This window comes from Streptomyces spinoverrucosus (assembly GCF_015712165.1).
In the GTDB taxonomy this organism is placed as follows: Bacteria; Actinomycetota; Actinomycetes; order Streptomycetales; family Streptomycetaceae; genus Streptomyces; species Streptomyces spinoverrucosus_A.
The window spans coordinates 4,892,903-4,906,501 of sequence record NZ_JADPZX010000001.1; the positions used below are offsets into that span (position 1 = coordinate 4,892,903).

General features: G+C 72.9%; 15 protein-coding genes. 6 read left to right on the top strand and 9 right to left on the bottom strand.

Annotated elements, in window-relative coordinates:
- Positions 1-15 precede the first annotated feature (15 nt).
- Complete coding sequence (locus I2W78_RS22245; protein ID WP_196462029.1) at positions 16-1,185, bottom strand: thiolase C-terminal domain-containing protein; 1,170 nt, start codon at positions 1,183-1,185, stop codon at positions 16-18.
- Positions 1,186-1,271: 86 nt separating this feature from the next.
- Between I2W78_RS22245 and I2W78_RS22250 the strand changes: the two genes are divergently transcribed.
- Positions 1,272-2,456 (top strand): acyl-CoA dehydrogenase family protein, encoded by a 1,185-nt coding sequence (locus I2W78_RS22250; protein ID WP_196462030.1) that lies wholly within the window; start codon positions 1,272-1,274, stop codon positions 2,454-2,456.
- Positions 2,456-2,926 carry a nitroreductase/quinone reductase family protein gene (locus I2W78_RS22255; protein ID WP_196462031.1) on the top strand — a complete coding sequence of 157 codons (471 nt, stop codon included), beginning with the start codon at positions 2,456-2,458 and terminating at the stop codon, positions 2,924-2,926. The genes I2W78_RS22250 and I2W78_RS22255 overlap by 1 nt, the downstream gene beginning before the upstream one ends.
- A 3-nt stretch (positions 2,927-2,929) precedes the next feature.
- Here the strand turns inward: I2W78_RS22255 and I2W78_RS22260 are convergent, their stop codons facing one another.
- Positions 2,930-3,547, bottom strand: a complete 618-nt coding sequence (locus tag I2W78_RS22260) for a LysE family translocator (protein ID WP_196462032.1) — start codon at positions 3,545-3,547, stop codon at positions 2,930-2,932.
- A gap of 83 nt (positions 3,548-3,630) precedes the next feature.
- On the opposite strand from I2W78_RS22260, the gene I2W78_RS22265 reads away from it, so the two are divergent.
- Positions 3,631-4,083, top strand: coding sequence for an Lrp/AsnC family transcriptional regulator (locus I2W78_RS22265; protein ID WP_196462033.1), 453 nt, complete (start codon positions 3,631-3,633; stop codon positions 4,081-4,083).
- A 119-nt stretch (positions 4,084-4,202) separates the two neighbouring features.
- Here I2W78_RS22265 and I2W78_RS22270 read toward each other — a convergent pair whose 3' ends face one another.
- Positions 4,203-4,838, bottom strand: coding sequence for a TetR family transcriptional regulator (locus I2W78_RS22270; protein ID WP_196464673.1), 636 nt, complete (start codon positions 4,836-4,838; stop codon positions 4,203-4,205).
- A 134-nt stretch (positions 4,839-4,972) separates the two neighbouring features.
- Between I2W78_RS22270 and I2W78_RS22275 the strand changes: the two genes are divergently transcribed.
- Both I2W78_RS22275 and I2W78_RS22280 read left to right on the top strand, forming a co-directional pair.
- Complete coding sequence (locus I2W78_RS22275) at positions 4,973-5,707, top strand: VOC family protein (protein WP_196462034.1); 735 nt, start codon at positions 4,973-4,975, stop codon at positions 5,705-5,707.
- A 233-nt stretch (positions 5,708-5,940) separates the two neighbouring features.
- Positions 5,941-8,307 carry an outer membrane protein assembly factor BamB family protein gene (locus I2W78_RS22280; RefSeq protein WP_196462035.1) on the top strand — a complete coding sequence of 789 codons (2,367 nt, stop codon included), beginning with the start codon at positions 5,941-5,943 and terminating at the stop codon, positions 8,305-8,307.
- A 174-nt stretch (positions 8,308-8,481) separates the two neighbouring features.
- On the opposite strand, the gene I2W78_RS22285 is transcribed toward I2W78_RS22280, so the two are convergent.
- Genes I2W78_RS22285 through I2W78_RS22295 form a run of 3 tightly spaced genes read right to left on the bottom strand, consistent with a single transcriptional unit; the run spans position 8,482 to position 10,823 of the window.
- Positions 8,482-9,258 (bottom strand): enoyl-CoA hydratase/isomerase family protein, encoded by a 777-nt coding sequence (locus tag I2W78_RS22285; RefSeq protein ID WP_307783735.1) that lies wholly within the window; start codon positions 9,256-9,258, stop codon positions 8,482-8,484.
- Entirely contained in the window at positions 9,255-9,665 is a 411-nt protein-coding gene (locus tag I2W78_RS22290) for a Zn-ribbon domain-containing OB-fold protein (protein ID WP_196462037.1), read from the bottom strand. The genes I2W78_RS22285 and I2W78_RS22290 overlap by 4 nt, the downstream gene beginning before the upstream one ends.
- A gap of 9 nt (positions 9,666-9,674) precedes the next feature.
- Positions 9,675-10,823 carry a lipid-transfer protein gene (locus I2W78_RS22295; protein ID WP_196462038.1) on the bottom strand — a complete coding sequence of 383 codons (1,149 nt, stop codon included), beginning with the start codon at positions 10,821-10,823 and terminating at the stop codon, positions 9,675-9,677.
- Positions 10,824-10,926: 103 nt separating this feature from the next.
- Between I2W78_RS22295 and I2W78_RS22300 the strand changes: the two genes are divergently transcribed.
- Complete coding sequence (locus tag I2W78_RS22300; RefSeq protein ID WP_307783736.1) at positions 10,927-12,495, top strand: FadD3 family acyl-CoA ligase; 1,569 nt, start codon at positions 10,927-10,929, stop codon at positions 12,493-12,495.
- Positions 12,496-12,681: 186 nt separating this feature from the next.
- Here I2W78_RS22300 and I2W78_RS22305 read toward each other — a convergent pair whose 3' ends face one another.
- Genes I2W78_RS22305 through I2W78_RS22315 form a run of 3 tightly spaced genes read right to left on the bottom strand, consistent with a single transcriptional unit; the run spans position 12,682 to position 13,426 of the window.
- The gene (locus I2W78_RS22305; RefSeq protein WP_230885549.1) at positions 12,682-12,879 is read right to left on the bottom strand and encodes a hypothetical protein; all 198 of its coding nucleotides are present in this window, start codon (positions 12,877-12,879) and stop codon (positions 12,682-12,684) included.
- Positions 12,876-13,190 carry a DUF6415 family natural product biosynthesis protein gene (locus I2W78_RS22310; protein ID WP_230885550.1) on the bottom strand — a complete coding sequence of 105 codons (315 nt, stop codon included), beginning with the start codon at positions 13,188-13,190 and terminating at the stop codon, positions 12,876-12,878. The genes I2W78_RS22305 and I2W78_RS22310 overlap by 4 nt, the downstream gene beginning before the upstream one ends.
- A gap of 23 nt (positions 13,191-13,213) precedes the next feature.
- Entirely contained in the window at positions 13,214-13,426 is a 213-nt protein-coding gene (locus tag I2W78_RS22315; protein ID WP_230885551.1) for a hypothetical protein, read from the bottom strand.
- Positions 13,427-13,599: the final 173 nt, after the last annotated feature.

Genomic DNA, 13,599 nt, shown 5'->3' on the forward strand with positions numbered 1-13,599 from the left:
GAAGCCGATGTTCCGTCAGCGACCCAGCACCACCGTCCCCGAAGAGCAGAACCAGCCCCCCGTCCCCGACGCCACCCCCAGCCGCGGCAGCCCCCCGTCTGCCCGGCGCACCTGCCGCGCCCCCGCCTCCCCGCGCACCTGCCGCACCGCCTCCACCAGCAGGAACAGTCCCCGCATCCCGGGATGCTGGGCCGACAGACCGCCCCCGTCGGTGTTCACCGGCAGCTCCCCGCCCTCGACCCTGAGCCGCCCCTTCTCGACGAACGCGCCGCCCTCGCCCTTCCCGCAGAAGCCCAGGTCCTCCAGCGTCACCAGCGTCATGTACGTGAAGGCGTCGTAGATCTCGGCGAAGTCGATCTCCGCCGGCCGCACCCCGGCCCGCTCGAACGCCAGCCGCCCGCTCACCGCCGCCGGGGACCGGGTGAAGTCCGGCCACTCGGACATCGCGGAGTGCGAGACGTGCTCGCCGGTGCCGAGGATCCACACCGGAGCGGTACGGCAGTCCCGTGCGACGTCCTCCGCGGCCAGCAGGACCGCCGCGCCGCCGTCGGAGCGGATGCAGCAGTGCAGTTTGGTGAAGGGGTCCGCGATCATCGGGCCGGCCAGGACGTCGTCGACGGTGATCGGCGTGCGGAACATGGCCCGCGGGTTCAGCGCCGCGTTCGCCCGCGCCTGCACCGCCACGTCCGCCAGCTGCTCGATCGTCGTTCCGTACTCGATCATGTGACGGCGGGCCGCCATCGCGTACTTGGCGATCAGGGTGTGGCCGTACGGCACCTCGAACTGCAGCGGGCCGCGCGCGCCGAAGGAGAGGTTTCCGGTGCGCCGCCCGGCCTTCACGTCCGCGCGGGCCGTCGAGCCGTACACCAGCAGCACCGCCCGCGCGTGCCCGGCCGCGATCGCGTCCGCCGCGTGCGCCGCCATCACCTCCCACGTCGAACCGCCGACCGACGTGGAGTCGACCCAGGTGGGGCGCAGGCCCAGGTACTCGGCCACCTCCACCGGCGCCAGGACACCCGTGCCGGCCGAGGCGAAGCCGTCGACGACCGTCCGGTCCAGCCCGGCGTCCGCGAGGGCCCGGCGGGCCGCCTGGGCGTGCAGGGTGTACGGGGTTGCCTCGTCGACACGGCCGCAGTCGGACAGGGACACGCCCACCACGGCGACTTTCCGGGTAGCAGCAGCCATGTTTCTGACGGTACATCAGAAACAGGTCTGGGCGGTTGGCTGCCGTCGGCCTAATATGACAGGCCGTCAGATCAAGGAGGTCGTTCATGGACGCCGGCTTCACCCCCGAGCAGGACGAGATCCGCCGCACCCTCCGTGAACTGCTCCGCCGCCGCTGCACCCCCGAGCGGCTCCGCGCCGCCCTCGACACCCCGGCCGGACACGACCCCGCCCTCTGGACCGCCCTCGCCGAACAGCTCGGCCTGCCCGGGCTCGCCCTCCCCGAGGCGTACGGCGGTGTCGGCTGCTCGGCGACCGAACTCGCCCTCGCCGCCGAGGAGACGGGCCGCGCACTGGCCCCGTCGCCCTTGACCGCCACCGCCGTCCTCGCCGCGCCCCTCCTCCACGCGCTCGGCACCGACGCCCAGCGCGCCGAGCTGCTCCCGCGCATCACCTCCGGCGACCTCACCGCCGCCCTCGCCGTCCCCGGCCCCCGCCTCGCCACCGCCCTCGCGCTGACCGGCGACAACGCGGGCGACTGGGCCGGTGGCGGCCGGGCGGGTGGCGTGCAGGCGCGACGGGCGGACGGTGGCTGGCGGCTGTACGGGGAGGTCGACCAGGTGCTGGACGGCCACAGCGCCGGGCTGCTGGTGGTCGCCGCGCACACCGGGGGGTTCGCCCGGTCGCGGACGCTGCTGTTCCTCGTACCCGGGGATGCCGCCGGACTGACCCGCGTACGGCAGACCGCCCTCGACGCGACCCGGCCACGGGCGCGGATCCAACTGCGAGATACGGAAGCCGAGTTGCTGGGCGTCGAGCAGTCTTCGGCCCTTGCCGCACTCGCCGCCCTCGGCGACACCGCCGCGGCCGTCCTTGCCGCCGAGGCCGTCGGCGCCGCCGACCGTGTCCTGGAGCGGACCGTCGAACACGTCGGGCAGCGCGAGCAGTTCGGGCGGCCCATCGGCTCCTTCCAGGCCGTCAAGCACCGGCTGGCCGACGTGTACGTGCAGGTGCAGGCGGCGCGCTCGGCGGCGTACTACGCGGCCTGGGCGACCGTCCACGGCGAACAGGTCGGCGGGCTCGCGCTCGCCCAGGCGCTGGAGGCGCTGCGGACCGCCGCCGCCGAGGGGATTCAACTGCACGGCGGCCTCGGATTCACCTGGGAGCACGACGCCCACCTGTACTTCAAGCGCGCGGCCGGCGACGAGCTGCTGTTCGGGCCGGTGCACCGGCTGCGCGCGCATGCCGCCGAGGCGGCGCGGCTGTTCGAGCGGGTGGAGGTGGCCGTCTGATGGGTGTCGCCGGGATCGTCCAGAAGGTCTCCTCGACCAGGGGCTTCGCGAAGGCGGCGCCGTACGTCGTGCCCGCCCTCGACCGGGCCGTCCACCGCCTCACCCGAGGAAAGGTGCTGCTCAGCGCGGTCCTGCTGCCGGGCGTGATCCTGACCGCCACCGGCGCGCGGAGCGGGCGGCGGCGCCGTACGCCGCTGGCCTGTATGCCGGAGGAGGGCGGGCGGAGCTGGATCCTGGTCGGTTCCAACTTCGGCCGGACGGATCACCCCGCCTGGACCCACAACCTGCTCGCCCACCCGGAGGCCGAGATCAGCTGGCGGGGCCAGGACATACCGGTCACCGCCACGCTTCTGACGGACGTGGAACGGGCGAGGGCCTGGCGGGCGGTGCTGGCGTTCTGGCCGCCGTACGCGACGTATCAGCGGCGGGTGGAGCGGGAGATCCGGCTGTTCAGACTTGTCCGGCGCTGACCTCTACAGCGTCGCCAGCCGCTGTACGAGGAGAAACGCCCCGATCCCCAGCATCGCCGCCCCGGACGTGCGGGCCACCGCCCGCGCCGCCGCCGGGCGCGCCCCCAGCACCGCGCGTGCCGCGAGCCCGACGCCGAGGTAGACCACGGCACAGCACGCCATGTGCAGTAGCCCGAGGGCGGCGGTCTGGGCCGGGACCGGCAGGTGCCCGGGGCCCAGTGCGAGGAACTGCGGGAGGACCGAGAGGTAGAGCAGCAGCCCCTTGGGGTTGAGCCCGCTGATCATCGCGCCGCGCAGGAACACCCGGCCACCGGCCACCGGGGCGTCCCCGGCCTCAGGCGTGCCCGGGCGGCGCAGCACGCCCCACCCCAGCCACGCCAGATACGCCGCTCCGACCACCGTCAGTGCCGTGAGCAGGACCGGCGACCCCGCCACCAGGACCGCCAGGCCCGCCGCCGCGAGCAGCGTGTGCAGCGCGTAGCCGCTGACCAGGCCCGCCACCGCCGTGACCGGCGAGCGGTCGCGCAGACCGGCCGAGATCACATACGCCCAGTCCGCGCCCGGTACGCACACCAGCAGCAGGTCGAGGGCGAGGAAGGAGATCAGGGTTGCGGAGTCCATGCTGGGGAGATTAGGCGGGAAGCGCCCGAAAGTGTTCCCGAAGTTTCCCCCTGATCGGCGCGAAATGGGGGAGAATCTTGCTCATGGACGACATGGACCGGAAGATTCTTGCGGAGCTTCAGCAGGACGGGCGGCTGACCGTGACCGAGCTGGCCGCGCGGGTGCGGCTGAGTGTCTCGCCGTGCCATCGGCGGCTGCGGGAGCTGGAGCGGTCGGGGGCGATCAGCGGGTACCGGGCCGTGGTCGATCCGGGGGCCGTGGGGCTGACCTTCGAGGCGCTGGTCTTCGTGTCCATGCGGCAGGAGGACCGGGACACGGTCGCCGAGTTCGAGAAGGCGGTCAGCGAGGTGGAGCACGTGCTGGACGCGCAGCGGCTGTTCGGGGAGCCGGACTATCTGCTGCGGGTGGCCACCGCGGACCTCGCCGCGTTCCAGCGGCTGTACGACGAGCGGCTGGCGACGCTGCCGGGGGTGCAGCGGCTGACGTCGACGCTGGTGATGAAGCACGTGGTCAAGGACCGGCCGTTGCCGGCGTGATGCGTGACAGGCGTGGCCCGCTCCGGTGGACCGCCGCCTGCCTGACAGGACTTGGAGGGAAAGGAAGGGAAAGGAAGGGGATGGGAGAAAAGGGGAAAGGGGGAAAGGGGTGCTCGCGGTTACTTGGTCGGCTTCTTTCCGGTGATGCCCAGGTGCACCAACAAGGCGAGATTCGGCTTGAGTTCGGCCTGCTTGACGCCCCAGCTCTGGAAGCCCTTCTGGTGCGAGGCCACCGCCGCGAGCATCGCGACCAGGGAACCGGCGATCGCCGCCGGGTTCACGTCCTTGTCGACGCGGCCTTTGGACTGGAGTTCGGTGACGGCGTCCACCAGGGAGTTGTTCACGGAGTTGAGGATCTTCATGCGGATCTTGTAGAACCGCTTGTCCCCCTCGGCGGCGCCGAGATCGACGACGCGCAGAATCGCGTCGTTCTTGCGCCAGAACTCCAGGAAGCCGTCGACGAGTTCCTGGGCGGTCTGCCAGCCGGCCTTGCCGGTCCAGGTGCGGCCTTCGAGCAGTTCCGTCAATCCGGCGCCCTCGGCGGCCATTTGCTCGGCGATCTCCAGGACGGCGCCCTCGACGTCCGGGAAGTACTGGTAGAAGGTCGCCGGCGAAGTGCCCGCCTTCCGGGCGACATCGATGACCTTGACGTCCCGGTAGGGAGAGGAGCTGAGCATCTCGCTGAGGCAGTCGAGCAGCTTCTGCCGCGTCGCCTGCCCGCGCCGACCGGCCACGCGGCCGTCGACGGTACGCACTTGTCCTGTCATGCCGTCAGCTTACCGAGGGGTGATGGGAGCGCGATTCGGCCGACTGCAAATGGGGTGCACGGGGGAACGGAGCGCGGTGTGGCCGGTGAGCGGGGTGTCGGCGGCGCCGTTACTTTGGCGGCATGGCCGAAAACAGCACATCTGCTCGCGAAGCGGCGTACCCCGAGGGTGTCCCGTGCTGGGTGGACGCGCAGCTCGCCGACGTCGAGGCGGGCAAGCGGTTCTACGGTGAGCTCTTCGGGTGGTCCTTCCAGCCGTCGTACGGCGGAACCGTGTGGGCCCACCGCGAGGGCGAGCCCGTCGCCGCGCTCGCGCAGAAGGCGGACGGCCGGCTGCCCACTGTCTGGACGGTGTACTTCGCGACGCCGGACGCCGAGGTGCTCACCGGGCGGATCCGGGCGGCCGGCGGCCAGGTGGTCACCGCGCCGATGCCGGTCGGCGAGCTGGGCGTCGCCGCGCTGGCCACCGACCCCGAGGGCGCGGTGTTCGGCCTGTGGCAGCCGGGAACGCACACCGGCTTCGGCGTGCGGCACGAGCCCGGCGCCTTCGTCTGGGCGGAGCTGTACGCCCGCGACACCGACGCCGCCAACACCTTCTACGGCGATCTCTTCCACGACGCCCTGTTCGGGCCGGACGCCGAGCCCGACTTCGGCCGCGCGCCGCTCACCGAGGTCTTCCCGGCCGAGATGCCGCCGCACTTCGTCGTCCACTTCGGGGTGGCGGACTGCGAGGCCGCGCTCACCGAGGTGATCCGGCTGGGCGGCCGGATCCAGGCGGGACCTTTCGACACCTCGTACGGCACGGTGGGGGTGGCCACGGACGACCAGGGCGCGTCGTTCGCGGTGCTCCAGCGCTGACCCACCGCCGATCCGGCGTGACTCGGCGGGCTTTGCGCCACCACTTGTCCGGGGATGCGCCTGCACTTGTCCGGTTATGGGGTGAGACACCCGATATATCACCGGGTTCGCAACCTGTGGCCGGGACAGGAAGAATCGGGGTGCGTGCCGCCACGGCGGTGCGGTGGTGAGACGCTGCACGGGGTCGCGTACATATGTGGGTGACGCGGCTCGTACGGGGAGGTGGCAGGCAAGTGGTGGATCAGCTGACGCAGCACGATCCGCGGCGGATCGGGCCGTTCGAGGTGCTGGGACGGCTGGGTGCCGGCGGCATGGGGCTGGTCTATCTCGCGCGCTCGGCGTCCGGCCGGCGCGTGGCGATCAAGACCGTGCGCACGGAGCTCGCCGAGGACCAGCTGTTCCGCGTCCGCTTCACGCGCGAGGTCGAGGCGGCCCGCGCGGTCTCCGGCTTCTACACGGCGGCCGTGGTCGACGCCGACCCGCGCGCCGCCGTGCCGTGGCTGGCGACCGCGTACGTCCCCGCGCCCTCGCTCGAGGAGATAGTGAACGACTGCGGGCCGCTCCCGGCCCAGGCGGTGCGCTGGCTGGCCGCGGGCGTCGCGGAGGCGCTCCAGTCGATCCACGGCGCCGGGCTGGTCCACCGTGACCTCAAGCCCTCCAACGTCCTCGTCGTCGAGGACGGCCCCCGGGTGATCGACTTCGGTATCGCCTCCGGCGTCTCGAACACCCGTCTGACCATGACGAACGTGGCCGTCGGCACCCCCGCCTACATGTCGCCCGAGCAGGCGAAGGACTCGCGCAGCGTGACCGGCGCGAGCGATGTCTTCTCGCTCGGCTCGATGCTGGTGTTCGCCGCCACCGGCCACCCGCCCTTCCACGGCGCCAACCCGGTCGAGACGGTCTTCATGCTGCTCAGAGAAGGCCCGGACCTCGAAGGGCTCCCGGACGAGCTGCGCCCGCTCATCGAGTCCTGTATGCAGATGGACCCGACCGCCCGCCCCAACCCCGCCGACCTCCAGGCCCAGCTCGCCCCGCACCTGTTCGGCTCCGGCTCCGACGACAGCGGTACGGCGTCGGCGTGGCTGCCCGAGAAGGCGGTCGCCCTCATCGAGGCCCGCCGCGGCGGCCGCCCCGCCGCCAAGCCCGCGTCCGGCGCGAGCCGCGGCTCCGGCCGCCCGCCCGCCGTGCCGCCACCGCCCTCGCACGACCCCGCCGTCCCGGCGCCGCCCGTCTCCGCCCCGCCGGTGCCCGCACCGGTCGGCGCCCCCGACAGCGGCCCGGTCCGGCTGGCCGGCGCCGCCGTGCCCATCGGCCCCGGCCCGCGCGTCGCCGACGCCCGCGCCGCCGCCGTCAAGGCGCCCCCGCCCGAGGCGGGCCTGGTCGCCTCCTGGGCCAAGCCGCGCCCCGGCGTCAACGGCGCCGAGCCGGCCGTACCCACGCCGCCGCCCCAGGCGCTCCCGGAGAGCCCGGCGGGCTGGCGGCCGTGGCGGTTCCGGATGTCCAACGACGTCTGGGGCACGCCGGCCGTCGCCGACGACCTCGTCTACGTCACCTCCTTCGAGGTGCACGCCCTCGACGTGGCCACCGGCCGACGCCGCTTCAAGACCCGGGACGTGGCCTGGTCGATGGCGGTCGCGGACGGGCGGATCCACGCCTCCGACGGCCCCACCCTGTTCGCCCTGGACGCCCGCGAGGGCAGCGACCTGTGGCGGCTGTCCACGGACGCCTGGGTGTACTCCCTGAAGGCCGAGCGCGGCACCGTCGTCACCGGCACCCGCGGCGGCGGCGTCCAGGCCTGGGAGGCCGGCAGCGGCCGCAAGCTGTGGGAGATCACCGGCTGCCAGAGCGACTTCGAGTCCCCCGAGGCCGGCCCCGCCCTGCACGACGGCACCGTGTACGTCTGGCAGGACGCCCGCCTGCGCGCCCTGGACGCCCGCACCGGCGACGAGCGCTGGTCGTACCCGATCGGCGACGCGGCCTCCTGCGGCGGCGTCCCGGTCCGCGTCGCGCCCGCCCCCGACGGCTACGTGTACATCACCGCGGGCACCCGCGTCCTCGCCGTCGACATCCAAGCGGGCCACGTCCGCTGGCACTTCGAGGCGCCGGCCGTCTTCCTCTCCCCGCCCACCTTCGCGCCCGGCCCCGCCGTCACCGGTGGCGGCATCTACCTCGCCGACTACCTCGGCACGGTGTACGCCCTGGACGCCACCGACGGCCGCGACCGCTGGCGCATCGCCACCGAGGCCCGCACGTCCGTGGATCCGGTCCTGGTCGCCGCCGGTCACGTCCACGTCGGAAGCGGCACCGGCCTCTACACGCTGGACGCGGTCACCGGCACGCCCAAGTGGCGCTTCCAGGCGGGCGGCGACGTCGTGGGCGCCCCCTCGGTCGCCGAGGGCCGTATCCACTTCGGCGCCACCGACCACCTGCTGTACACGCTCAAGGCCGACGACGGCCGGCTGCGCTGGAAACTCGCCACCGGCGGCGAGATCACCGGCTCCCCGGTCGTCAAGGACGGGATCGTGTACGCGTGCAGCAAGGACCGCTGTGTGTACGCCCTCGACGCGGAGAAGGGCACGGGCACGGCCCGCACCGCCTGAGCGCCCGCGCCACGGGACGGCCGTCGTACCGGGCGCACGGAAGGGGTTTCCAGACGGCGGCCGTCGCTCGGGCGAGCCCGGTCTTCACCGTGCTCACCCATGACGCTACAGCGGGTGCGCGCCGGTCGCCACGCGGTGACCAGTGCCGCGACCGCGCCCCCGGAGGGGGACCCGTCATCGGACGCGGTGCCCACCGTTTCGCCGGGCGGCGAACAGCTCCGCCTGCCGCCCGGCCGGCAGATTCCCCAGCGCGATGAGTGCGGGTGCCTGCGCGTACGCCGCCGACAGGGCCGCCTCCCGGCCCGCCCACAGGGCCCGCACGGTCCCTTGCACGGCCTCGGGAGGGTACCCGGCGAGCACCGTGGCGCAGCGGCTGGCCGAAGCCAACGCCTCGCCGACCGGGGTGACTTCGGACACCAGCCCCACCTCGTACGCCCGCCGCGCCGAGATCCGTTCCGCCGTCCCCATCAGCGCGATCCGGGCGGCCTCCCCGTACGGCATCCGCTGCGCCATCAGCATCGACTCGTACGCGCTGACCATCCCGTACGTGGTGTGCGGGTCGAAGAAGGTGGCCGTCTCGTCCGCCACCACGAACTCCGCCTCCCCGAGCAGATAGAAGGCCCCGCCGCAGGCCATCCCGGCCACGGCCGCGACGACCGGCTTCCACAGGTCGTTCGCCTTCGGCCCGACCTTGAGCAGCGGATCGTCCTGCATGTACGGCGATCCCGGCTGGGGCACGGAGACGTCCCGGTCGATGCCGGTGCAGAAGGCCCGCTCCCCGGCGCCGGTGAGGACGACGGCCCGAACGGAGTCGTCGTAGCGGAACTCCCGCCAGGTGGTGGCGAGTTCGCCGGCCAGTTCGAGGTCGACGGCGTTGAGCCGCGCGGGCCGGTCGAGGGTGACGACGGCGACGCCGGTGTCCTTGTCGACGCTGACGCGGAGGCCGCTCACGCGTACACCCACTGCGGCATCCCGTCGTCGGTGAAGACGACGCGCACCTTCGCGCCGATCCGGACCCGGTCCGGCGGCAGGGAGTCGAGGCGCGCGCCGGGACGGGCGACGAGGTTGCCGACGAGCCGTATCCTCGGCGCCTCCGCCAGCTCCACGACGATCACGTTGTACGGCGCCTGCTCGGCGTAGTCGGGCAGCAGGGGCGGATGGGGGACGACGTACGACCAGACGCGCCCGAGCCCGGACATCCGGCGCCACTCGGTCGCGAAGGACTGGCAGTGCGGACAGCAGGGGCGGGGCGGAAAGCGGGGTTCGCCGCAGTCGGCGCACGCCTGGACACGCAGCTCGCCCTGGGCGGCGTACCGCCAGAAGGGGGCGCCCTCGGGATCGACGACGGGACTCAGCATGGTCGCTCCTCAACTCCTCAGCAGCAGCGCGGACGTGGGGACCCCTTCACCGGCGGTGACCAGACAGGTCGCGGCGCCCGGCACCTGGGCGGTGCTGGTCCCGCGCAGTTGCCGCACGCCCTCGGTGATGAGGTTGAACCCGTGGACGTACGCCTCGCTCAGCCCGCCACCGGCGGTGTTGAGCGGAAGCCGCCCGCCGATCTCCAGCGCGCCGCCCTCGGTGAACGCCCCACCCTCCCCTCGCCCGCAGAACCCGTATCCCTCCAGGGACAGCGGGATGAGCGGCGTGAACGCGTCGTAGATCTGCGCCACGTCCACATCCTGTGGAGTGAAGTCGGCGTGCTTCCACAGATGCCGGGCGGCGGTCCAGGCGGGCCCGGTGAGCGGGTCGTCGTTCCAGTAGTTGACCATGCCGTGGTGCTGGGCGGGCAGCCCCTGCGCGGCGGAGTGCACGTACACCGGCCGCTGCCGGCAGTCCCGGGCCCGCTCGCGTGAGACGACGACACAGGCCAACGCGCCGTCCGACTCCAGGCAGTTGTCGAAGAGGCAGAGGGGTTCGCTGATCCAGCGCGAGGTCATGTACATCTCGCGGGTGAGGGGGCGGTCGTACATGATCGCGGCGGGGTTCTGGTTGGCCCGGTTGCGGCAGGCGAGGGCCACGTTGAACAGATGGTCCCGGGTGGCCCCGTACTCGTGCATGTAGCGCCGCGTGAGCATGGCGATCTCGTCCGCCGGCCGCAGCAGCCCGAAGGGCCGCGTCCACTGGCCCGGCGTGGGCAGCTGCACGGCGGTGTTGGTCCACGGCCGGGGCCCGCTGCCCCGCTTCCGCGACCGCCAGGCCACGCCCACGCTCGCCTGCCCGGCGGCTATCGCGGCGGCGAGATGCGCCACGGTCGCGCACGAACCCCCGCCCCCGTACCCGACCTTGCTGAAGAAGGTGAGGTCACCGAACCCGACGGCCTTCGACAGCTCGACCTCGTCGGTCTCCTCCATGGTGTACGAGGCCAGCGCGTCGACCTCGCCGGGCGCGATCCCGGCGTCGTCCAGGGCGGCGAGGACGGCTCGGCAGGCGAGGGTCCGTTCGTCGTCCGGGAGGTGCTTGGCGAAGGCGGTCCGGCCGATGCCGACGATCGCGGTGGCGTCCTTGAGGCCTGCCATGTCTCTGCGCACCTCCACGCGCTGCACGGGATTGCTGACAGCCCGTCAGACTACAGCTAATCTGACGGACAGTCAGCTAACTGCCGTCGGTCGGGAGGCTGTTGTGCGCGCAGATGTGGAGCGGGGCGGGGAGTGGGGGAGCATTCCGGGCCTGGTCCGATGGGCCGCCGAGCGGTACGCGGACGTCGAGGCGGTGGTGGAGGGCCGCAGTCGGATCTCGTACGCCGAACTGGGCGCCCGAGTCGAACGAGCGGCGGCCGCCTGCCTCGCCCACGGCCTGCGCCCCGGCGACCGGGTGGCCGTCTGGGCCCCCAACTCCCTCGACTGGATCGTCTCCGCGCTGGGCGCGGTGTCGGCGGGCGGGGTCCTGGTGCCGCTGAACACCCGCTTCAAGGGTGCGGAGGCGCTGGACGTGCTGCGCAGGAGCGGGGTGCGGCTGCTGTTCGTGACGGGAACGTTCCTGGGGACGTCGTACGTGGCGTCGCTGCGCCGGGCGGCGCAACCGGGGGAACTCCCCGAGCTGGTGGTCGTCCTGGCGGAGGACGCCCCGCCGGACTTCCGCACCTGGAAGGACTTCCTGGCGGAGGGGGAGGGGATCGGTGCGGCCGAGGTCTGGAACCGGGCCTCGGCGACACCCGGTTCCTCCCCCTCGGACATCATCTTCACCTCCGGCACGACGGGCCGTCCCAAGGGCGCGGTGATCACGCACGCGCAGTCGCTGCGGGCGTACGACATCTGGGGCGACCTGGCCGGCCTGCGCCAGGGCGACCGCTATCTCATCGTCAACCCGTTCTTCCACACCTTCGGCTACAAGGCGGGCGTCCTGGCCTGCCTGATGCGGGGCGCGACGATGATCCCGCAGCCGGTCTTCAACGTCGGTACGGCACTGGCGAACATCGCGGCGGAACGCGTCTCGGTCCTCCCGGGCCCGCCGACCCTCCTCCAGTCCCTCCTCGACCACCCCTCCCGTCACGCGCACGACCTCTCCGCGCTGCGGCTGGTGGTGACGGGCGCGGCGGTCGTGCCGTTGCGGCTGGTGGAACGGCTGCGCGGGGAACTGGGCGTGGAGACGGTCCTGACGGCGTACGGCCTGTCGGAGGCGAGCGGCATCGTGACGATGTGCCGCCGGGGCGACGACCCGTCGGTGATCTCCGCGACGTCCGGGCGCGCGATCCCCGGCACGGAGGTACGCGTCGACGCACCGCTCGGCACCCCCGGCGAGGTGCTGGTCCGGGGCTTCAACGTCATGCGGGGCTACTACGAGGACCAGTCGGCCACGGAGGAGGTCATGACGGCCGACGGCTGGCTGCGCACGGGGGACGTCGGAGTCATGGACGACTCCGGCAACCTCCGCATCACGGACCGCATCAAGGACATGTTCATCGTCGGCGGCTTCAACGCGTACCCGGCGGAGATCGAGCAGTTGCTGGGCCTGCATCCGGATGTGGCGGACGTGGCGGTGATCGGCGTCCCCGACGCCCGGCTGGGGGAGGTCGGGAAGGCGTATGTGGTGCGGCGGGCCGGGGCCGTGCTGACGGGGGACGATCTGATCGCGTGGGCGCGACGGGAGATGGCGAACTACAAGGTGCCGCGGGTGGTGGAGTTCGTGGGGGAGTTGCCGCGGAATGCGAGCGGGAAGGTGGTGAAGGGGAGGTTGCGGGTGGGGGGTTAGCGGCGTCGGCGCCCTCCGAATTCTGTGGGCGTGCCGGGTGAGGGCCCCGCCCATCCGCCACGGGGGAGCAGACGAATGGGGCCGATCGTGTGGCGGCTCCTGGGGCGAAGGCCGCCTTGCCGCAGGGAGGGAGCTACAGGGTGACGGACCAGGCGCCCACCGACAGCAGTAGGCCGACGATGGCGGTCACGGGGCGCCACCGGTCCAGGCGTGGCAGGCGCAGCCGCATCGGCGCTGGAGCAGGGCTCTTGTGGCGTGCGGCAGCGGGATGTCGCGGGTCTGGCGGCACTCGCCGTGCAGGTCCTGGTAGCCCGGCCGCTTCGCGAGGGTGCACTCGGCGGACAACGCCGCCGTGTCCGGGAGGGGGCGCGTGGTCGTCATCATCCGGTCCCGTCTCGTAGCTTCTCGTGGTGGTCGCACAGGGCACTGACCGAGCGGGCGAGCATTTGTACGACCGCGTAGCGGACGTAGAGGGTGTCCCCCGGTCCCAGTCGGAGCCGCATGCGCGCCTCCCCGGCCACGGTCAGAGCGCACTCGCGTCGGATGTCTCCGCTGGGAAGGCGGCGGGCCGCCCGCTCGACTTCGGGGCCGAGCAGCTGGATGTGCCCGCGCAGCTGGAGCCGCAGCGCCTCCAGTGCCTCGTCGGACAGCGGCGCGGCTCCCCGCGCGAGCACCCGTTGGACCGCAGCGCGCATGGTCGCAAGGTCGGTAGTCACTGTCACGGCAGCTCCCCTCTGGACCGGGCGTTGGCGGCCGCGACACCTTCGCTGAGCGCGTCTCCGGCCGGGACCGGCTTCAGGTTCTCCGGGCTGGCGTCCCACTCCCGACCGCCGCCGACGGGCCGCAGCTGCACGTACGGGCCCTGAAAGCCCATCACCTTGCCGATCCGCCGATTGCCGGTGTCCTCGACGGTCTCGTGCAGCTTTGGCATGTACGCCTTCATCGCCACTGTGCCTCCCCGGGCCGGGGCAGCGAGCGTCGGCGCGCCCCCGCGAGGATGGCGCCCCACATCTCCGGGGACGGGCAACGGGGTGGGACTGTGTGAACCGTGGTGGTGGGCGTGCGCCTACGAGGCGCACGCCGCCCGAACACGCGACTTCTCAG